Here is a 20,927-nt window from a genome sequence, read left to right on the forward strand (position 1 = left end):
CGTCTTCGATACCGGCCAGTGGCCGTGTCTGCCCGTGAGTCGCTCGTGCAACACTGGTTCGGTCTTCGGGTCAGTCGGTCTCCCGGTCCCCCGCTCGCACGGCAACCTCCGTGGTGTCGAAATCGACGTCCCCCGTCACTTCGAGGAGGTCCGGCGACATCTCGAATCCCTCGCGTTCGAACCGCTCTTTGACCGCTTGAAAGTACGCCGACCGAACGGTGAGATACTTCTCCCGGCTCGGACTCGAAATCCAAAACCGGGAGATCATGTCGATTCCGGCCGCCGTGACGCCGTCCACTATCACCGTCGGTTCGGGGTCCGTGAGAATTCGTGGGTTCGCTTGGGCTTCCTCGAGCAGGATCGTCCGCATGGCATCGATATCACCGTCGTACATGACGCTGAACGGATGGTCGATTCGAAGCCGGTCCTTGATGTCGTGGTTCGTCACTACGGTGTTGGCGAGTGTCGAGTTCGGAACGGTGATGAGTTCGTTCCGGAACGTTCGTACTCGCGTCGCACGAAAGCTGATGTCCTGGATGATTCCCTCGCTGCCGGTTTCCGCGCCGTCGGTTTCCTCGACGCTGCTTTCGCCCTTCCATTCGATCCAATCGCCGATGTTGAACTTCGGGTCGGTGATCATGAACAGGCCCCCGACAACGTTGTTGAGGATATCGCGGGACGCGAAACCGATGGCGAGGGTCAACGCGGCGGCGAACCCACCCGTCACCGTCAAGAGGGATTCCAACCGGGCGAAGAACAGTCCGAGAACGAACGCGACGAAGTAACTGACGATGCGAGCGGTTCTGATCGCGGGTCGGCGAACGGTGAGGCTGACGCGTTCGTTGTTTAGAAGCCGCTCGATGAGCGGAATCGCCGCGACCCGTGCGAGGAGGGAGACGAGGACGAACGTCACCGCGAACACGAGGAGTTTGTAGAGAAACGTTTGGTAACGAGCGGCGATATCGGGCTCGGACGCTTGCAACGCGAGAAGAGTAACGCCGCTGGGGAGCGTCGAACACATACGAACTGATACTGGCCACCGAAACTTCAGTATTTCTTCACTTCTTTCGGTAGCCGCGTGGACAAATTCCTCGGTCGGTTCGACCGAAAGCGCGCGACTGTCGTACTCGTACGATCACCTCGGTGACGCTTCGCCACGGTCCTGTAGTCCCGTGGCCACAATTCCTATACCGTTCGATTGCCCTCTCCGATACACTAACCCCATTCTTCAATGAGTAATATCGAACGCGACGATGACGAATATACGGGAAGCATGGAGTATCTCCTCGAAAAATCGTACGAACTCTTCGAGACTACGCTGTTCAGGGGGGACCGAAAAGTGGCTCTCGTCCTCACTACCGCCGTCTTCATCGGTTCCACGTACCTCCTGACGCACCGATATCCCGCGTACGGTGCGGGACTCTTCCTCAAAATCTCCGAAACCATCGTGAGTGGAAACTACGCGTTTCCCGCCCGAGTGGCGGGGTACACGCGAAACGGCGTTCCGTTCGCGTATCCACCGCTGGCCTTCTACGTCAACGCCGTCCTCCTCGACCTCGGCGTGAGTCCGCTCCGAATCGCGCGCGTGCTTCCGGCGATGGTGACGTCCATCGCCTTCGTTCCCTACTTCTACCTCGCCCGCGAGTTCCTTCCCTCGTCGGGGAAGGCCGGTGTCGCCGCGATCATCGCCGCCGTCACCCCGATGCTCCTGCAGTGGCACCTTTCTGCCGGCGGTATCGTCCGTGCACCCGCGTTTTTCCTCCTCCTCTCCGGGCTGTACGTCGGCGTTCGGCTGTTCCGCTATCGGACCCGTCTGTCGCTCACCGTCGCGCCCGTCCTCTTCGGGTTGCTGTTGCTCACGCACCCGACGTACTCCACGTTTTTCGCTGCCAGTTACGTCCTCTTTTTCCTCCGTGAGCAGCGGTCGCTCGACGGTCTCGGACGCGGACTCGTCGTCGCCGGAGGCGGACTGCTGATCGCGAGCCCGTGGATACTGCGCGTCGTCTCGACGCACGGCCTCGATGTTTTCACGTCGGCGGCGGGGACGCACGGCGGCCTCGGAGCGGGAGTGACCGTCTTCTTGGACCGACTCGGGGACCCGTTCGTCGCGACGCCCGCCACCGTCGTCTGGTACGTCTTGCTCCTTCTGGGCATCTACGCCTTCGTCCGGCGGGAACGGTACTTCCTTCCGCTCTGGTTCGTGGCTTCGGTCTTCCTGATGGACGAGATACGGTTCGCGTTCATCCCCGGTGTGATGATACTCACCATCGGACTGACGGACGTGCTGCCGGCCATTTACGCCCGCCTCTCCGGGTCCGGTTCGAAACGAACTGCCGCCTCGCAGATAGCCATTACCGCCGTCGTCCTCTGTTTGCTCGTCAGTCTCGGCGGCCTGTTCGTCGCGGGGCAGTCGGTCACGAACCACGACGCGATGCCGGCGTTCATCGACCACGAGGATACGACCGCGATGTCGTGGGTTCAGGCGGAGACGCCGTCCGACGCGGAGTTCGTCGTCGTCGGCGACGCCGCGGAGTGGTTCCCGTACGTCACCGACCGGACGATTCTCGTCGGCCCGTGGGGCGTCGAGTGGAGGACGCCGACGGCCTACCAGCGCCAGATGGACGCGTACAGGGGCATTTCGGACTGCGACACCGCACGCTGTTTGACCCACACGATCCGCTCGCACGGGTATCGACCGTCGTACCTCTACATCCCGAAAGGGGAGTACACGGTGCGGGGTATCTCCACCGTTCAATCGGATCGCATGCGCCGGTCGCTCGAACGGAGTAACCGGTACCAAATCTCGTACGAGAATCCTGGCGTGCTGGTCGTTCGGGTTCGCGCGCCGGAGTGACTCGCGTCGCAGTCGATCACATTCACTCGACTTCCTATCACGTGGGATAGAGGAAACACTACTCACTGATCCGTAAAATCATCTCCATCGGGCACAGTCTTTATCGTGCGACTCGACCAATCGCCCTTCTACGAATGGCTCCCCGGATGACTCGTCGTCACTTCCTCCGAGTAGGCGCAACCTCGTCCTCGGTCGGCCTCGCCGGCTGCAACACGTTGTCGACGTCGCCGGCCGACGGTTCGAAACGAACACAGGCCGTCGACAGGTCGCGCGAACTGGCGTCGAATCGGGAACCAGTGGACGTCCGCGGGGCCATCTACATCCCGACGCGGGCGTTCAACCGGTTCCAGATGTGGCGCGAGTACGACCCGGAGGTCATCGAACGCGACCTCGGCTACGCCGCCGATTTGAACCTCAACGCCATCAGAACGTGGCTGAGCTACGAGTTCTGGCTCGAAGACAGCACCGCACACGAGGAGCGACTGGAGCATTTCCTCGAAACCGCGGACTCGTACGGAATCCAGGTCCTCCTCGGGTTGTTCGACAGTATCGGCGAAGAGCCGACCTTCGAGAACCTGCACGGCTCCGACCTTTTCACCGCCGTTCAGACGTTCTCCCCGTCGACGCGGACGATGCTCGACAAACAGCTCTGGGATGCGCCCCGAAACTTCATCCGGTGGTTCATGCGTCGATACCGGAACGACGAACGGTTGCTCGCCATCGAACTCTCGAACGAACCGGGGTGGAAGCGGTCGTCCCGAAAGTTCGTCGAGGCGATGGCGAAGGTGCTGACGCTCTATCGCGGTTCGAGACCCCTCACGATGGGGTCGACGAGCCTTTCGAACAACACCAAATACCTCGACTGGGGGTTGGACATCCTCCAGTTCCACTACAACTTCGTTCAGACCCCGGCGTTGTTCCGGCGCGTACTCGAACAGGCGGCGCTCACGAAAGCCAGACAGGGAAAGCAAGTGTGGCTCTCCGAGTGGCAGCGGGTCCGTCCGGGCGAGGGATTCTTCGCGGACGTGACCGGCGACGCACGTTATCCGGACTACTCGTCGCTCGCCCCGCTCATTCACGAGGCGAACATCGGGAACTTCTTCTGGTCGCTCATGCTGCGCCCGGCCTCGGAACTCCACTTCCGCAAACAAGGCGTGGTCAACGGCCTCTTTCACGAAGACGGTGCCGTCTGGAGTCTCGACGACGCCCGTTCCCTCAAAGCGATGTCCGGCGACCCGGACTACGAAGGAACCGAGCGCAAGGAGTACCCGGACTGGATGGCCGAGATGGAGGGTTCGAAGATTCCGAGGACCGGTCCCCGTCCGAGATAACTCGTGTCGGTTCCGCAGCACCGTCCGTGACGATACGCTCCCCGCCGTCCCGCCATCGTTCGCCGAGGGAAACGACTCTCATCCGCGAACGGTGATGCCGCCCGTTCGAATCGAAATCGCCGACAGGTCGCCGTTCGTCGGAACCGTGACGGTCGTCGGTTCGACCGTGATGACGACGTGACCGCCAACTGGGTTCGGGACGCTCGCCACGCCCGTCCCCGCAACGGTAACCGTGGTATCTCCCTCTACGACCGTCACGTCGCCGGTGACCCCCGCGCCCGCCGGGACGACGGGCGTGACCGGTGCGTTCGCTGGCCGGTCGGCGACGAGCGAGCCGAGCCAAATCCCGCCCAACAGGACGGCCAGTATCACCAGTATCGCCATCAGGATGACGACGATGGATCCGAGAACGATGCCGAGAGGTCCCCGACGATTCGACCGCCGGGTTCGTCGCTGTGCCTGTTCGTACCCCTCGTCGTAGCCGCGGTCGTACTCGGACCCCACTTCTTGTTTCTTGTTCGTCATATTTGCCACCCTCCACCGAGTAGGAGTGCAATGGAATCCGCCGCAGAACTGCGAGACGGAATCCGAAAGTCGAGGGAAGGCCACGGAAGTCAGGTATCCAACGACTGTGCACCGACGCTTCGATTTTTATCGGCTGCCAGTCCCGACTGCACTACCGCTGTCCATCCGATAGAAGCCCCCTCTCGTTCTTCTCCAACTACATATAGGATATGAAACAGCATAAGGATTTGTACCAACCCGGCTTCGTCCGAACGGGACGGAACCACCGTTCGACTTCGACATCGGTGTGCGCGGGAGGAGTCTACCCATGGATTGACGAAGCTTCGTTCCGTTTACCGGACGATGGAAAACCCCGAATTCGAGGAACTGCAAGAACGAGCGGCCGATGCCGTTGTCGGAGAGGGACTCGAATCCGTGTACGTCGGACTCGTTCACCACGGCGGCGAACAGGAGTACTACTTCGGAAACGACGTCGAGGAAAACGAGGAGCTACAGGAGATGACCGTCTCCCAACTGGCGATGTTGCTTCGCGTCCTCGCGGATCGATCCGACGCCACTGCCGACGAAATCGCCGACCTCGCGGCCGAACACGCGGATCAAATGCAACTTCAGTGACCGCCGCCCGAACCCCTACCGGTCGGACAGCGACCCCGGATTCCACGACCCGTCGAAGTCCTCGTGGGTGAACGGCTTCGCGTCCGCCCCGGCGTAGGTTCCGACGACCTGTCCGTCGCCTTCGAGGTAGTACTGGTAGGTCGTCAGACCTTCGAGGCCGACCGGTCCCCTCGCGTGTATCTTTCCCGTGCTGATTCCGACCTCGGCCCCCAAGCCGAACCGATAGCCGTCGCTGAACCGGGTCGAGGCGTTGTGGAACACGCTCGCCGAATCGAGGCCGCGCATGAATCGACGCGCGCGCTCGGCGTTCTCGGTCACGATGGACTCCGTGTGTTTCGAACTGTACGCGCTGATGTGGTCGATGGCGTCGGCGAGCGAGTCCACGACCTTGACGGCGATAATCAAATCGCCGTACTCCGTCGACCAATCGTCTTCCCGTGCTTCTTCCATGGCGACTATTTCGCGGGACGCCTCATCACCTCGCATCTCGACGTTCGCGTCCTCGTAGCGCTCGGCTATCTCCGGCAGGAACTCCTCGGCCACGCTCTCGTGGACGAGCAGCGTTTCCACCGCGTTACAGACGGCGGGGTACTGCACTTTCGCGTCGTACGCGATGTCCGTCGCCATCGAGAGGTCCGCCGCGTCGTCGACGTAGACGTGACAGATTCCCTCCGTGTGGCCGAGGACGGCGATACTCGTGTTGTCCTGTATGTAGCCGACGAACTCCGAACTGCCCCGCGGCATGAGGAGGTCGATTGCGTCGTCCATTCCGAGCAGCGTATCCACGTCCGCCCGCGCCTCGATGAGTTGCGACCACCCGTCGGGCATCTCGGACGTCGCTTCCCGAATGATTTCGAAGAGTATCCGGTTCGAACGGCTCGCCTCGCTCCCGCCTTTCAGTATCACCGCGTTCCCCGATTTCAGACCGAGGGCGGCGATTTGGACGAGCGCGTCGGGCCGTGATTCGAAGATGGTTCCGATGACGCCGATGGGAACGGTACACTTGTACAGTTCGAGATTCTCGTCGAGTTCACGCGCCGTTTGGGTCTTCCCCAGCGGGTCGTCTTGGGCGGCGACGCTCCGAACCATCTCGGCGATGCCGTCGAGTTTCGACGGCGAGAGTTCGAGTCGGTCCACGAGGGCCTGACTGTACTCCCCCGCCGCGAGGAGTTCTTCCGCGTCGCCAACGTCCCGCTCGTTGGCGTCGAGTATCTCGTCGCTTCGCTCGATGATCGCGTCCGCAATCGCGTTCAACGCCGCCGACCGCTCGTCGTCGGATAGCTTGGCGAGTTCCAGCGCAGCGCTCTCTGCCTCTTCGACTTTCGTTTCCGTGGGTTTCTCAGTCATCGGTGGTGTCCTCCGGGACGAATATCGTTCCGACCGCCTCCTCGTCGACGATTCGCTCGACGACGTCCTCCTTCGTGGATCGCGCGATGATGGCCGGGATTCCCCGCTCGCTCACCGAATGGGCACCGGCCACCTTCGTCTGGATGCCGCCGAACTTCGCGGTAGCGCTCTCGTCGACCATCTCCTGTACGTCCCCGTAGTTGCGTCCCACCGCTTCGATACGTTCCGCGTCGGGATTTTCCTTCGGGTTGCTGGTGTAGACGCCGCCGACGTCCGTGAGCGTAACGAGCAGTCCCGCGTCCACGCCGACTGCCACCGACGACGAGAGCATGTCGTTGTCGCCGATCCGTATCTCCTCGGTCGCCACCGCATCGTTCTCGTTGACTATCGGGACGATTCCCCACTCCAGCAGCGTTTCGATGGTGTTCTTGAAGTTGGTGAATCGTTCGGCGCTGTCGAGATCGTTTTGCGTGACCAGTATCTGTGCGATCTTCTGGTCGTAGCGCTCGAAGCTCTCCGTGTACCGACGCATGAGGTGGGACTGACCGACCGTCGAGAGGGCCTGTGCTTCCTCGATGGTTCCGTTCGGGTGCCCTACCCGGCCCTTTCCGGCACCGATGGCCCCGGACGAGACGAAGAGGACGTCCCGCTCGCGCTCTCGCAGTTTCATCACGTCGTCGACGAGTTTGTCGAGTTTTTCGTCGTCGAGCTTCGACGTCTCGTCCGTCAGCGAGTTCGTTCCCGCCTTGATGACGACTCTGTCGGCCGTCGCCGCCTTGTGCCGCGCCCGTTCCAGTGCCCGCGATTCGCTTGCCTCATTCATCGTCATAGTCGGGTGCCAACTCCTTCGAGCGATTTTCCGCCGCCGTCACTGCTCCTTCGATCGTTTCCTCCACGGAACTGTCGCGGAGGACTTCCATCCCCGCTATCGTCGTCCCCTTCGGCGAACACACCGCCTCTATCAGGTCGTCGATGCTCTCGTCGGATCGGAGTACCGTCTCGGCGGCACCTTTGAACGTCTGTGCGGCGAGCGTCCTCGCATCCTCCGGACTCAAACCGCCCCTTACGCCGGCCTGCTGTACCGCGTTGAGTAGGTAGAAGACGAACGCGGGTCCGCTGCCGTTGACGGCGGTTGCGACGTCCATTTGCGCTTCGTCTATTTCGACGAAGATGCCCACGTCTTCGAGGAGCGACTCGACGTCGTCCGTGACTTCCGCCCCGGCGACCGCCGCCGCCATCGTCCCCGATTCCGCCGCGAGGTTCGGCATCACCCGAACGACCGCCGCGTCGGTCCTCGCTTCGAGCATCGCCGTCGGGACGCCCGCGGCGATGGTGATCAGTGTCTGCTCCGGGCCGAGTTCGAGTTCCGCGACGACGTCCCCGACCAAGTCGGGTTTGACCGCGACGAACACGATCTCCGGTTCGGTTGCGGCGTCGACGTCCATCGTCGTCTCCGAACAATACTTCGAAACCGCATCGAGGGCCTCCGGGTCCACGTCGTATGCAACTACGGTGTGGTTTCCCGTTCTGGAGAGCCCCTTCACGAGGGCACCCCCCATGTTTCCACACCCGATAACGCTAGCCTGTACCATCGTATACTGGTCCGTCGTAGGGACGGAGACTAAATAACGTTGGTAACGGCAGGGACTGCCATTCGACCGAAAAAAAGTCGCGCCCCTCTCAGGCGTCGGTCGTTACGCTTCGGTCGATGTCGGATACCCCACCGAGTTCGTTTACGACGGACTCGGCGTTTGGACGTGTGAGATATATCCCGTGAGGTCCGTCGTCGTGATCATCCCGATGACGCCTTCGGTCTCGTCGACCACTGGCATGTGGTGAAATCCGCGTTCGACCATGTGGTCGGAGACGTCCCGAATCGAATCCTGTGCCGTTGCGGTGGTCACCTCGGTGCTCATGTAGGTGGATACGGGTGTTTCGTCCTTGGGTTGGCGTTCGGCGACGATTCTGACGAAATCCGTCGACGTCAGGATTCCTTCGAGGCGGTTTTCGTCATCGATGACGATTACCGACCCCACCTCGTTGGAGAGCATCTTCTGTGCCGCCTCCTCGACGAGCGTATCGGGCGTGACCGTCTGAAGTGTGGTAGACATGAGCCGTCCCACCAGAACGTCTTCCATATTCTCTAATCCGCTCGAATATGGATAAAGGTTCCCGCTGTTACAATTTCGGAGCCTTCCTCACATTCGGACGAATCTGGCACCAATCCGTATCGTTCATCGGGGCCGACTCCGGTTCGAGGTACGACACCGTGGTAGACGAAGCAGAACGAAGAAGGATGGGAACAATAGTTTCCCTAGGAACCTATTGCACCTATTTTACCTTCTGTGGCTGTTCTACATATTCTCCCCGTTCGTTTCGGAGTTCGGTACGTACCGTCGCACGGACGATAGTCGCCGGTACCGTCGTATTCGCTCCACGAGGTGGGCTGTCGGCCTTATTATTGTTACGTTCAAACAACAATATCTGCCAGACTCACTCATCTTATATGGGTGTGGGTACCACACACGACTGGATATCATGACCAGGGATCGATTTATTCGGGGACCTCCCCGAACAAACTCCACCTTCAGATTCTGACGTACAGTTCCTCGATACCACGCTCCGCGATGGCGAACAAGCGCCCGGCATCTCGCTCACGCCGACCGACAAGGCCGACATCGCACGAAAACTCGATGCGACCGGCGTTAGTTTCATCGAAGCGGGCAGCGCTTGCACGGGAGCGGGCGAGAGAGAGACGATTTCGCGCGTCGCCGACCTCGGCCTCGACGCGACGGTGACGAGTTTCGCCCGCGGCATCAAGGGCGACATCGACTTGGCGCTCGACTGCGGGGTCGACGGCGTCAACCTCGTGGTCCCGGCGAGCGACCGCCACATCGAGGGAAAGGTCGGGACGACGCACGACGAGGTGGTCGAGACGACCGTTCGGCTCACCGAATACGCCAAGGACCACGGCCTGTGGGTCGAAGTCCTCGGCGAGGACGGGTCGCGCGCGGACCTCGACTTCCTCGAACGACTGATGCGGTCGGGCCTCGACGCCGGTGCCGACCGCATCTGCTACTGCGATACGGTCGGCCACGCGACGCCGGACCACACGGCGGACGTCATCTCCCGATTGGCACCGCTCGGTCCCACGGGTACCCACACCCACGACGACCTCGGGTTGGCGTTGACGAACGCGCTGGTGAGCATCGCGGCCGGGGCCGACCTCGTTCACGCCACCGTGAACGGCATCGGCGAACGCGCTGGCAACGTCGCGCTGGAGGAGGTCGCCGTCGCGCTCGACCACGGCTACGACGTCGAGAGCGTCTCGACCGAAAAGTTGTACGACCTCGCACAGACGGTTGCGACGGCGACGGACGTTCCGCTCGCGCCGAACAAAGCCGTCATCGGCGAGAACGCGTTCACACACGAATCGGGAATCCACACCGACGGGACGCTCAAGGACGATGCGATGTACGAGCCGTACTCCCCGAGTACCGTCGGCCGCGAGCGACGACTCGTCCTCGGAAAGCACGCCGGACGTGCGGGCGTCCGTGCGGCACTCGACGAACACGACGTCGACGTGACGGGGGAGGAACTGAACGCGATAGTCGAACAGGTGAAGGAGATCGGCGAACGCGGAAAACGCGTCACCGACACCGACCTGCTCGCCATCGCGGACGAAGTCCAGGGCCGCCAACGCGACCAGCGCGTGGAACTGCTGGACCTCACCGCGACGAGCGGCGGTGCGACACCGACCGCGAGCGTTCGGCTGTCCGTCGACGGCGAAGAGCAGGTGGCGAGCGGCGTCGGGAGCGGTCCCGTCGATGCCGCCATCACTGCGACCCGACGGGCGCTCGATATCGACGCGACGCTCGAATCGTATCACGTGGATGCGATTACCGGCGGGACGGACGCGCTCGTCACCGTCGAAGTCGAAGTGTCGCTCGGCGACCATTCGGTGACGGTGAACGCGAGCGATTCGGACATCACTCGCGCCAGCGTTACGGTCATGCTCGACGCGTTCAACCGACTCCTCGAACGGAGTCCGAAGCCCGCTGTGGCCGATGATTGACGACCCGTAAGTCGGCCACACGAAGCGGATTTTTAAGGAATTCACGCACCGACAGCGGCGTATCGCCTGACTCGCTATCGGCTCGGGGAATGTACCACAACACTCACTGTTCACCGTACCGATAGAGGGTTCATGGCTGGGGGGTCAGGAGAGAAATCGATCACTCGGAGGGGCTTTCTCCTCGGGGCCGGTGGCGTGGTAGCGACCGCTGCGTCCGAACCGACGGCGGCGCAGGAAGGCGGGTCGGGAGGGAACGATAGCTCCGGAAACGGGAGTTCGGGCGGCGGTGGTGGCACGACACAGACGGTGCAAGTCGGTCCCGGTGGCGACCTCATATTCGACCCGGACTCGGTGACGATAACACCCGGAACGACGTTGGAGTTTGTCTGGGATTCGGACAATCACAACATCTTCGTCGAAAATCAGCCCGACGGCGGGAACTGGGACGGAACGCCGGGCGGCCAGAGCAAGTTGTACAACACCGGCTACACCTACTCACACACGTTCGACACCAACGGCGAGTACGAGTACTACTGTGTGCCCCATCGAAGCGCAGGCATGACCGGGACCGTCACCGTCGGCGCCTCGACCGGTTCGTCACAGCCCGCAATCCCGAGCAGGGCGAAGACGCTGGGTCTGGTCGCCACCGGCGCGTTCGCGTTCGTCTTGGGAATCGGGTACTTCTTCCTGCGATACGGTGGGGACTACGGAGAATCCTGAGGATATCCGTTTCGTCGCCTTCTCGTATCCATTTCTTTCACTGAATATCTCGTGTACCCTTTGTTCGGTTGCAGCGAATCAACGATTACAACCTCACCAATATGGTTCCAGCAGGTGAATACTAAAATCAAATTTTGTGTATTAGGTAGTTATTTTTCGCTCTCTGTCGTCGAGTCAGTTGCACTCACACGGCTAGACAGAGACACACGGTCCAGCGCCATCACACGGACACAGCCACTTTCACCGACTGCCTGTGAGCGCACCGTATGCACTCCATCTTTTCTTCCGACTGTCGCTACCCGCCGAGAGCACGTGGAGTGTTCCACCCGTTGTGATCCAATTGACCTGTGTTTCCTTGGTACACATTGCATCTGTCTAATAGCAACAGTTATGTGTGTTAATCTCTAACACGAAACTGTCGTCGTACAGCTCTACAACCAAGGTAGTTCAGGAATGATTGCCTGTCGTCCACGCCACAGGTAGGCGTCACACGACGTCTGCTTTCGATGCGTCACTCTCCTCATAGCGATGCGACCCGGTATCGAGATGGAAGAACGATGACCGTTCCATCCTAGTTATTTGGTATCTCATACCGTACCTCCGTAGTATGGCACAGCAAGAAGTCCAACAGGAACTCACGGTCGACCGATTTACCCTCGGTCTGGTCGGTCCGGAACAGGAGTGGGCCGGTACCGTCGCCGATGGCGGCACCATCGAGACGCACACACCGCCGGCGTGCTGGGGACCGATGATAACGCCCGAATTCCGGGGCGGACACGAAGTGACCCGTCCGATTCGGGTCGAGAACGCCGAGGTGGGCGATGCGATCGCGCTCACAATCAATTCCATCGACGTGACGAGCATCGCGACGAGTACCGGAAGCATGCGGGAGCGCGACGGCGCGTTCGGCGACGACCCGTTCGTCGACCACAAGTGCCCGAACTGTGGAACGAAGTGGCCGGAGAGCCTCGTCGAGGGGACCGGTGAGGAGGCGATCAAATGCGCGGAGTGCGGCGCGAACGCCTCTTCGTTCGGCTTCGAATACGGATACACGGTCGCGTTCGACGACGAGCGCACGGTCGGATTGACCGTCGACGAAGCGGGTGCCGACGAGTTGGCGAACCGGGCGGACGAGGCGATGGCGCTCCCCGAGAATTCACGTCAGCATCCGATTCTCCTCTACAGACCGTCGGAGATGCCGGGCACGCTGGGCCATCTCAGGCCGTTCATCGGAAACGTCGGGACGACTCCGCCCATCGAAATCCCCGACTCCCACAACGCCGGGGACTTCGGCCAGTTCCTGATCGGCGCGGACCACGACTGGGGGCTTCCGGACGAGGACGCGCTCGCACGACGAACCGACGGTCACATGGATATCAACGCCGTCCGCGAAGGGGCGGTCCTCATCTGCCCGGTCAAAATCGATGGCGGCGGCGTTTACGTCGGCGACATGCACGCCAACCAGGGCGACGGAGAACTTTCGCTCCACACCACCGACGTGAGCGGCCGCGCCGAGTTCGACGTCACGGTGATCAAGGGCCTCGACATCGACGGTCCGCTACTCCTCCCGAACGAGGAGGACCTCCCGTACATCGGCAAACCCTACTCGGCGCAGGAACGCGAGCGCGGCCGACAGCTCGCCGCCGAGTACGACGTCGACGACGTCGCCGAGGTGGGACCGCTACAGGTCGTCGGAAGCGGCGCGACGATAAACGACGCGACGGACAACGCCTTCGAACGCGCGGGAACCCTCCTCGACATGACCGAGGGAGAGGTGCGCGCCCGGTGTACGTTCACCGGCGGCGTCGAAATCGGACGCCTCCCCGGCGTCGTGCAGCTTACGATGCTCGCGCCGATGGAGCGCCTCGAAGAACGCGGCATCGCGGACCTCGTTCGCGAACAGTACGACTTGTAAGTCGCCCGCTCGTCCGTTTCCAGTTATCGTCCGCCACCGCAGCCGCCCCGAACCGGCGGAAACACCGTCAGTTCCGCATCGCTCGGGCACGCATCGTTCTCGCCGACCCGTTCGCCGTTCACGGAGATACGCGCACTGCCCTGTAGGCGACCATCGTCGCCGTACAACTGGGTCTTCGATCCGGGATATTCTTCGACGAAGGCGGCGAGCGCCTCCTTCACGGACCCGCCGTCGAACCCCACCGACACCGTTTTCTCGCCCGTCGCGCTTCGAAGCGGACCGTACACCGTAACTCGCATGTGGTCCGCTATGCGAGGGGGACGGAAATGTTCTCGGCGTGTTTCCCGCCGGACGACGACCCCGTCTCACCTCACAACGACGTCATGTCGAACGGCGGCTCGGTTTCCTCCGGGAGGGGTGTCTCGTAGCCCCGCTCTCCGGTTTCGTCCTCGAACTCCTCGTTCGCTTCCGCGACGACGGCGGGATTTTCGATGAGCGCGTATGCGGTTCCGCCGAGAACTTTCGCGGCGTAGACGGCCCCTTTCTTCCCGAAATCGCCGTTCGCCGCGGTCGCTTGCCACGTGTGGGCCGGCGTCCCGACCGCCCACGTCGCCGCGCGGAACTGACCGGTCGGCGTTATCCAACTCACGTCCCCCACGTCGGTCGAACCTCCGCCGACGTTTCCTTCCGCGTGCGGTGGAATCGGGGCGTCGTAGAGGGTCGCGTCGCGTATCTCCCCGGCGTACTCCTCGGGAACGTCTTCGAGATCCGCCTCGATTCGGTCGTCGGGGATGGTCCCTTTGAGTTCGCCCGCAAACGCCCGGTCCTCGTCGGAATATCCGACCTCCCCGAGTTCCCGCATGGTCTCCCAGATGACGTCGGAGACGGTTCGGTTGGGGAGGTAGTCCCAGCACCCGGTGACGAACCGTCGGTTTACGTCCGTCTGCGTCATCGTGGCCGCACCGTCGGCGATGTCCGTCAACCAGTCGCTGATCCGTTCGACTTCGGACCGCGTCGGTGCGCGGACGTAGTACCAGACCGTCGCCGTCGCGGGAACCACGTTCGGCGCGTCCCCGCCGTCCGTGATGACGTAGTGGACGCGGGCCTTCTCGGGGATGTGTTCCCGCATGTATTCGACGCCGGTGTTGAGAAGTTCGACGGCGTCGAGCGCGCTGCGACCTGATTCCGGTGACGCGGCGGCGTGGGCGGAGACGCCTTCGAACGTGAACTGAATCGAGTCCATCGCCAGCGAGCGGTCCAGCGTGGGCGTACTGAGGGTCGAGGGATGCCACGTGATGGCCGCATCGAGGTCGTCGAAGGCACCGTCGCGGGCCATGAACACCTTTCCGACGAGCGTCTCCTCCGCCGGACAGCCGTAGAATTCGACCGTTCCGTCGATGTCGCCGCGTTCGATGGCGCGCTTGACCCCGATGGCTCCGCCGACTCCGGCGACGCCGAAGAGGTTGTGTCCGCAGCCGTGTCCCGGCCCGCCCGGTTCGACCGGGTCGCGTTCCGCCGTCACCGTCTGTGAGAGGTCCGGGAGCGCGTCGTACTCCCCGAGAATACCGACCGTCGGGTCGCCGCTTCCGTAGGAAGCCGTGAACGCCGTCGGCATTCCGCCGATTCCGACCTCGACGTCGAACCCTTCCTCGTCCAACCGGTCGATGAGGACCTGTGCGGACTCCTCTTCGCGGAGGCCGAGTTCCGGCGTCTCCCAGATGCGTTGAGCCATCGTGACCAGTCGTTCCCGTTCGTTTTCGATATCCTCGAACACGTTCGCCTTCGTCATGGCTCTCCGCTCGTATGCCGCGACCATCAACGTTCGGCTCACTGTCCGTCTTCACCGGTATTCTTCGGCGCTGTCGAGTTCACGTCGCATCTGTCCGACCGTGTTTCATCGAAATCTCCTACTGTACCGTCCTGGGACGACGTGAATCGTTGGAATAGGTGGAATAGGTGACTGAGTCACGGTAGCTGAAATAGGATTGGAGCACAAATCGACGATCGATTTAATAAAGCGTCCCGCCGATGGGAACCGATTCCTCGGGGGTGACGAGGACCGGATTCCCGTCGTCGCCCGGGACGCCGACGGTCAGCGCCTCCGATTCGAATCCCGCGATTCGAACCGTCCCCAAATCCGTCGCACAGAGCACTTGCATTCCCACGAGGTCGTCGGCGTCGTGATGGTATCCCAACTGCGCCGCCGACCGGAGCGACTCGTCACCGAGGTCCAATCGGAGTTTGACCATTTCGGGCTTCTCGGCTTCGGGAAACGGTTCCGCGTCTCGCACCTCGGCGACGCGAATGCTCGCGTCGAACGGGCTGTCGGTCATACGGATTCCACTATCCGCCAACAGTAAGTGATACCGCCCGGTTTCGTCGTTGGTCGACGACGTGGCGCGGCGGAGACGACGACTACTTCGACCGCAGTCGCTCGATGATGCCGGCGGTCTTGTCGAGCGATTCGATATCGGTAATCGAGTCGCCGACGCCGATCCGTCCGGATTCGACCACGTCCGCACAGATTCCGCCGCGGCCGTTTTTGAGCGCTCGCGCGACGCCGTCCTGCTCGTTGAGTTGTTCGACGTGCGCACAGGGAGGCCGCGGTCTCGTCCCCTCCAACAGCGCGTCGCCGACCCTGAATCGATGGTCCAGTAGGTCGTGCACGTCGATACCGTCGGTGACGATGTTGCGCCGATGCTCGCCGGCCGTCAGGTCGAGTCCGAACTCCCGATTTATCTCCTCGATGGCTTCCCGGGCCAGCAGCGTGACCTGACAGACGTCGAACGGCGAGTAGTAGCCCGTTCCGTTGAAGTATCGGTCGCCTCGAAGCCCTCCGTCGGCGACTGCGTGCACTTCCGTGACCGACTGCATCGGTTCGGACCCGGCCTCCGCGATGAAGAGATCCGTGACGTGGGGCATGCTACCCGTTTCGCTCCGAACGTAGATAACGACTCACATCGCTTCGATGAGTTGTCGGACGAAACGACTCGTCTCACGGCACGTCCGTGTTGTCTCGCGGGGTGTCACGGGTTCGTTCGTAGGGGAAAGGAGCGGTCGAAAACCGGTCGTCCAAATTACCGCTTGAATATGCAACCACACCGAGTATAATGCTCAACTACCACATCCGGTTAGAAGGTACTACTATGAGACGCCACTGCTCGCAGGACGATGTCGATTTCGGTGAAACGCCCGCATCGTTGCGACTCCTCTCTCTCGATTGCACGACTGAATGGAATTCCGACAACGAGCACCCATCTGCTCCGGTCGACTCCGGCACGGGTAGCGTCATCTCCCCATAGAAATGGTCGAGCACACCCGGACACTCGGATTCAAGGTCGCGTTCGCGCTCGGTCTCGGGACGATGATCGCCGCCGGTATCTTCTCGCTCTCCGGGACGGCGGTGGCGGCGGTGGGAAGCAGCGCGGTCATTTCGTTCGTCATCGCGGCGATCATCGCGAGCATCACGGCCTACACGTACTCGGAGTTCGCCTCCATCTACAGCGAAAACGGCGGCGGGTATCTCTTTTCTTCGCGTACGTTCGAGGAGGACCGATTGCTGTTCGCTATCGGTTCGTCGCTGTTCCTCGGCTACTGTGCGACCACGGCGTTCTACCTCGCCACCATGGGCGAGTGGTTCCACCAGTTCATCCTCCCGCACGGCATTCCGATTCCGCACGGCGCTATCGCCGTTCTCACCGCGGTTCTCCTCGGCTACCTCAATTCGAAGGGGACCGAGGAGAGCGGCACGTTTCAGGTACTCGTAACCAGCGCGAAGGTGGCGGTTCTGATCGTGTTCATCGGCGGCGCCTTCACATTCGCCGGGCCAACCCAAGCGGTCGGGAAGTTCGCGACCAGTTTCCAGACCGACGCTGGCGGCATCGTCTCCGTCGCCGCGGTGGCGTTCATCACGTTCTTCGGATTCTCCGCCATCGCCGCCAGCGCGGGCGAGATAATCGAGCCACGAAAGACGGTTCCCAAGGCAATCGCCGCGAGCATCCTCACGGTGACGGTGCTCTACATCTTCGTCATCGTCGCGATGGTCAACTCCCCGATACCGCCGGAGGTCGTCGCGAGGCAGGGCGAAACCGCCATGGGGAAGGTCGCCGCGGCGTTCTTGGGTTCGTTCGGAAAGTGGCTCATCGTCGCCGGAGCCATCTTCAGCATGGTGTCGGCGTCGAACGCCTCCATTCTAGCGGCGTCGGGTATCGGTTCGTTGATGGGAAAACAAGGGCAGGCACCTCGACGGTTCAGCCGCATTCATCCGACGTACGCCACCCCGTTCTGGAGCGTTATCACGACGACGGGGGTCATTTCGGTTCTCATCGTGGGCTTCATCACGCTGTTTCCCGCCGAGGGTGGGTTCGTCCCGCTTCACCTCGGCCTCAACGCGTTGACCGGCTTTGCGAACCTGAACCTGCTCGCGCCGTTGGCGGTCGTCAACGTCGCGCTCATCGCCTCTCGTCGTCGGTTCCCCGACCTCGAACGCCCCATCAGGGTTCCGTTCTCGCCGTGGTTGCCCGTGTTGGGAATCGTCGCCAACCTCGTGCTCATCGCCAAGTTGCCGCCGACGGGAATCGTCGTCGGCGTCGCCGTCGAACTACTGTTCATCAGCGGGTACCTCGTATGGGGCGGCGCACCCAACGTGGACGAATTGGTCAGACACGCCGTCGAACAACAGACGCAACCGCTCGGAACGACCGGGGATAGTCAAGCGGGAGCGGAGACGCTATCGGAACCCGATACCGATGTGGGGGCGACAGAAGGGGAGACCGAAGACCGCTACCGCGTACTGGTGCCGTTGGCGCGCATCAACCGCGCACCCGAGTACGTGAAGTTGGCCGCGACGCTGGCGAACGCCCGCGCCGATAATCCCGTCATCCACGTCCTCAACGTCACGCACATTCCCGACCAGACACCGTACGAGATGGTACAGGATACCGCCGAAAAACGCGCCGACCGACTCATGGAGCGTCTCGACACCGTGGACGTCGGTGCCGAGTATACCGTCGGCGGGCACATCTCACGTGACGTCGGGTTCGACATCAACGAAACCGCCCGCGATACGGGAGTGGACCTCATCCTGATGGGATACCCCGAAGAACACTACGAGATCGCGGAGTCGGTCGAATACAACGCCCCCTGTGACGTGCTGTTCGCGCAGAACTTCGAAACGGAGGATTCGGAGGAACTCGACGCCATCAACGTCGGCGCGGGCGGCGGTCCGCACCACGAACCCATGCTCTCGCTCGCCGGTACCCTCGGTAAAACGGGCGCGACGGTCCACGTCATCAACGTCACCCCGACCAGCGACAACGGGACGACGGAGGATATGCAGGACACCCTCGACGAACTGCCGTCGGATATCGCCATCGAGCGCCACGAGGTCACGGCAGAGAGCGTCGCCGACGGATTGGTCGACGTCGCCGCCGAGAACGGGGGACCGTTGTTCATCGGCGCATCCCGAACGCGGTTGCTCAAACGATGGATCCTCGGATCGACGCCCGATCAAGTAATCCGAAAGGCCGACGCCGTCGGCGTTCCGGTCGTCGTCTACGCGACACCGACCGGCATCACCGGCCGTCTCGGTGAAGCGTTGACCCCTCTCGGTCGGCTCACTCGACGGGTGTTCGGACGAGATAATGGACCGGATTCGGCCACCCCGGTGCGCTCGGACTGATCGACACTAACGCCGCACGGGACGGTCCGACTGGGACTCGTCGGTGTCGCGGTCTTCACCGGACAGTTTTCCCTACTCTTCGACTTTCCACTGACCGGCCTCTTCGCCGTGGAACGCTCCTTTCGCCTCGCGCCGGGTCGGCCAAAAAGTCACGATCGCCATCGACAGGTAGAACAGCAGTACGCCACCGATAACGACTCCACCGGGTATTCCCGGAACTTCGGCGGTTGCAAGCGGACTCTCGTTCGGAACGAAGACGGAGATGCGGAAGAGCCACGCCACGAGGAGAACCGTGAGCAGGGGAAAATATATCCGTTTCAGTCGGCGGGATAGGGCCTCTCGAAGCGACACTTTCACCGTCGGTTTGCGCAGATCCGAACCGATCTTTTCACGCCAGTCGCGATGGACCGCGCCCTCCGGGTCGAACACGTTCGCGAAGACGTTCTCCTCTATCATCCGCACGCGCGAACGCGTCGCATCGTAGGTGCGATATCGCCGAACGTCGAACAGCAGGAACATGACCATCGCGAACATCCCGATAAGCAGGAAGTACGGTGGACTGTCCACGCTTTCGAACGACAGCGCGAGCATCGCCACGATTACGGCTATCGCCCAGTCTATCGTGAGATCCAATCGGTCCAACCGCGTGGACATCTGTGAGACTTCGCCGCGATAGTAATGTGGCATCAGCGAGAGGAATTCGGAATCCTCCTCCGCAGCCTTCGTCGCCACGTCACGAGCGCTCCGTTCCTCCGGATCGAACTCCTCGTCTTCCCGTTCCCCCATACGAGTGAATTGAACGTGCGGGGATAACTACCGCTCGGTGGAACTGTCGTCGTCGACCCTCTCTTTTTGCCGTCACTGATAGAACTCGTCGAAGTCGGCATCGAATCGCCGTAGACCGAAGGGTCGTTCGACGAGAGTTCGGTCCGTGTCACCCAGCGATGGAGTCCGGGACGTCCTCCGGATACCGGTCACGATTCTCCCGATAGTATGTGGCCACGTAACCGACGAACAGGAACTTCGTCGTCATCGCCACCGCAGTAAAGAAAACGGTTTTGAGGGGCCGTTTCCGGTACGCCGAATGGACGGCGTATGCCGTTACGAGTCCGTTCGCGTAGTTGAGAAGCTCGATGGGTCGTCGCTTTCCGCGATGTCGGTAGTACATCCGTTCGCCGAGGACGACCCGCGTCATCCACGCGTCGTCGTTCGTTGGCGGGGAGAAGAGAACGGGATTGATGACGCTGAAACCGATCGCCCCGGCGACGACGCGCGGTCGCCGAACGTAAATTCCGTACATGAGAACGGGAAGGACGAGCACGCGCGACCAGCCACTACGTGGATTCGCGTGCCGCATCCAGAGCGTATCCTTGACGCGACGCCAGTACCCCGACAGAGAATCGAGCGAGTGTTCGTTCAATTTGGGTTCTTCCATCCGTACGTATGGTATCCCCCGAGTGGCTAAAGAATTCCAACTCCGTCGAACGAGAACGTACAACGGACCGCGAAACCGTCTAAACGGCAGGAAAACGCGTCCGCGAAACCAGCGGGGCGTCCGTTGAAAGCGAGGTCCTACGCACCGAGTTCGGACACTGTGACGGATCGGTCAGAATGAATCGTAACGGAGTATCCTACGTACTCGAAGCGGATTTCCGGCGAACCACGCCGATAGAGGTCCTCGAGCGCATCCGGGTTGATAGCTTCGTAAAGAGGGCTTGCAGGCTTCCTATCTTTCGCTTCGGTCACCGCCTTCACCACGGTAGCAGTGAGCGATTCGGTAGTCTCGGATTCGATGCGTATCGATGGCTCTGCTTTCGATGGCGGCGAGTTGTGCATGTCCTGCGCTGAGGCATGTCGTGCTATTA

19 protein-coding genes are annotated in these 20,927 nt (G+C 61.8%); 7 read left to right on the forward strand and 12 right to left on the reverse strand.

From position 1 onward, the window contains the following. Window positions 1-70: 70 nt before the first annotated feature. Window positions 71-1,021 (reverse strand): mechanosensitive ion channel family protein, encoded by a 951-nt coding sequence (locus tag LJF34_RS22820; protein WP_231188110.1) that lies wholly within the window; start codon window positions 1,019-1,021, stop codon window positions 71-73. A gap of 210 nt (window positions 1,022-1,231) precedes the next feature. Between LJF34_RS22820 and LJF34_RS22825 the strand changes: the two genes are divergently transcribed. Next, window positions 1,232-2,854 carry a glycosyltransferase family 39 protein gene (locus tag LJF34_RS22825; protein ID WP_231188112.1) on the forward strand — a complete coding sequence of 541 codons (1,623 nt, stop codon included), beginning with the start codon at window positions 1,232-1,234 and terminating at the stop codon, window positions 2,852-2,854. Between the two features lie 134 nt (window positions 2,855-2,988). Further along, a complete protein-coding gene (locus tag LJF34_RS22830; RefSeq protein WP_231188114.1) occupies window positions 2,989-4,185 on the forward strand; it encodes a glycoside hydrolase in 1,197 nt (398 codons plus the stop codon). Window positions 4,186-4,263: 78 nt separating this feature from the next. Here the strand turns inward: LJF34_RS22830 and LJF34_RS22835 are convergent, their stop codons facing one another. Further along, window positions 4,264-4,710: a hypothetical protein gene (locus tag LJF34_RS22835; protein ID WP_231188116.1), complete on the reverse strand. Its 447-nt coding sequence runs from the start codon at window positions 4,708-4,710 to the stop codon at window positions 4,264-4,266. Between the two features lie 342 nt (window positions 4,711-5,052). Here LJF34_RS22835 and LJF34_RS22840 point away from each other — a divergent pair, with 342 nt between their 5' ends. Next, window positions 5,053-5,325, forward strand: a complete 273-nt coding sequence (locus LJF34_RS22840) for a hypothetical protein (RefSeq protein WP_231188118.1) — start codon at window positions 5,053-5,055, stop codon at window positions 5,323-5,325. Between the two features lie 15 nt (window positions 5,326-5,340). Here the strand turns inward: LJF34_RS22840 and LJF34_RS22845 are convergent, their stop codons facing one another. The 4 genes from LJF34_RS22845 to LJF34_RS22860 all read right to left on the reverse strand — a co-directional run bounded on the left by LJF34_RS22845 (window position 5,341) and on the right by LJF34_RS22860 (window position 8,810). Further along, a complete protein-coding gene (locus LJF34_RS22845) occupies window positions 5,341-6,672 on the reverse strand; it encodes a glutamate-5-semialdehyde dehydrogenase (RefSeq protein WP_231188120.1) in 1,332 nt (443 codons plus the stop codon). After that, a complete protein-coding gene (proB, locus tag LJF34_RS22850; protein ID WP_342765901.1) occupies window positions 6,665-7,501 on the reverse strand; it encodes a glutamate 5-kinase in 837 nt (278 codons plus the stop codon). The genes LJF34_RS22845 and proB overlap by 8 nt, the downstream gene beginning before the upstream one ends. After that, window positions 7,488-8,264 (reverse strand): pyrroline-5-carboxylate reductase, encoded by a 777-nt coding sequence (proC, locus tag LJF34_RS22855; protein WP_231188124.1) that lies wholly within the window; start codon window positions 8,262-8,264, stop codon window positions 7,488-7,490. The genes proB and proC overlap by 14 nt, the downstream gene beginning before the upstream one ends. A gap of 141 nt (window positions 8,265-8,405) precedes the next feature. Next, complete coding sequence (locus LJF34_RS22860) at window positions 8,406-8,810, reverse strand: CBS domain-containing protein (protein WP_231188125.1); 405 nt, start codon at window positions 8,808-8,810, stop codon at window positions 8,406-8,408. A 410-nt stretch (window positions 8,811-9,220) separates the two neighbouring features. Here LJF34_RS22860 and LJF34_RS22865 point away from each other — a divergent pair, with 410 nt between their 5' ends. The 3 genes from LJF34_RS22865 to LJF34_RS22875 all read left to right on the forward strand — a co-directional run bounded on the left by LJF34_RS22865 (window position 9,221) and on the right by LJF34_RS22875 (window position 13,382). Then, window positions 9,221-10,747: a (R)-citramalate synthase gene (locus LJF34_RS22865; protein ID WP_231188226.1), complete on the forward strand. Its 1,527-nt coding sequence runs from the start codon at window positions 9,221-9,223 to the stop codon at window positions 10,745-10,747. Window positions 10,748-10,879: 132 nt separating this feature from the next. After that, window positions 10,880-11,467: a plastocyanin/azurin family copper-binding protein gene (locus tag LJF34_RS22870; RefSeq protein ID WP_231188126.1), complete on the forward strand. Its 588-nt coding sequence runs from the start codon at window positions 10,880-10,882 to the stop codon at window positions 11,465-11,467. Window positions 11,468-12,074: 607 nt separating this feature from the next. Continuing rightward, a complete protein-coding gene (locus tag LJF34_RS22875; RefSeq protein ID WP_231188127.1) occupies window positions 12,075-13,382 on the forward strand; it encodes an acetamidase/formamidase family protein in 1,308 nt (435 codons plus the stop codon). A gap of 23 nt (window positions 13,383-13,405) precedes the next feature. On the opposite strand, the gene LJF34_RS22880 is transcribed toward LJF34_RS22875, so the two are convergent. The 4 genes from LJF34_RS22880 to LJF34_RS22895 all read right to left on the reverse strand — a co-directional run bounded on the left by LJF34_RS22880 (window position 13,406) and on the right by LJF34_RS22895 (window position 16,304). Continuing rightward, a complete protein-coding gene (locus LJF34_RS22880) occupies window positions 13,406-13,681 on the reverse strand; it encodes a ubiquitin-like small modifier protein 1 (RefSeq protein WP_231188128.1) in 276 nt (91 codons plus the stop codon). 71 nt (window positions 13,682-13,752) lie between these two features. Then, on the reverse strand, window positions 13,753-15,171 hold the full coding sequence (locus tag LJF34_RS22885) for an amidohydrolase (RefSeq protein WP_231188129.1): 1,419 nt from the start codon (window positions 15,169-15,171) through the stop codon (window positions 13,753-13,755). Between the two features lie 220 nt (window positions 15,172-15,391). After that, the gene (locus LJF34_RS22890) at window positions 15,392-15,715 is read right to left on the reverse strand and encodes a tRNA-binding protein (protein ID WP_231188130.1); all 324 of its coding nucleotides are present in this window, start codon (window positions 15,713-15,715) and stop codon (window positions 15,392-15,394) included. An 82-nt stretch (window positions 15,716-15,797) separates the two neighbouring features. After that, entirely contained in the window at window positions 15,798-16,304 is a 507-nt protein-coding gene (locus LJF34_RS22895) for an MOSC domain-containing protein (RefSeq protein WP_231188131.1), read from the reverse strand. A gap of 382 nt (window positions 16,305-16,686) precedes the next feature. On the opposite strand from LJF34_RS22895, the gene LJF34_RS22900 reads away from it, so the two are divergent. Beyond that, on the forward strand, window positions 16,687-19,062 hold the full coding sequence (locus LJF34_RS22900; protein ID WP_231188132.1) for an amino acid permease: 2,376 nt from the start codon (window positions 16,687-16,689) through the stop codon (window positions 19,060-19,062). A gap of 72 nt (window positions 19,063-19,134) precedes the next feature. Here the strand turns inward: LJF34_RS22900 and LJF34_RS22905 are convergent, their stop codons facing one another. After that, the gene (locus LJF34_RS22905; protein ID WP_231188134.1) at window positions 19,135-19,848 is read right to left on the reverse strand and encodes a DUF2270 domain-containing protein; all 714 of its coding nucleotides are present in this window, start codon (window positions 19,846-19,848) and stop codon (window positions 19,135-19,137) included. A 148-nt stretch (window positions 19,849-19,996) separates the two neighbouring features. Beyond that, window positions 19,997-20,497, reverse strand: coding sequence for a DUF6653 family protein (locus LJF34_RS22910; protein WP_231188135.1), 501 nt, complete (start codon window positions 20,495-20,497; stop codon window positions 19,997-19,999). Window positions 20,498-20,927: the final 430 nt, after the last annotated feature.

It is taken from the genome of Haladaptatus sp. DYF46 (genome assembly GCF_021083305.1).
Taxonomy (GTDB): Archaea; Halobacteriota; Halobacteria; order Halobacteriales; family Haladaptataceae; genus Haladaptatus.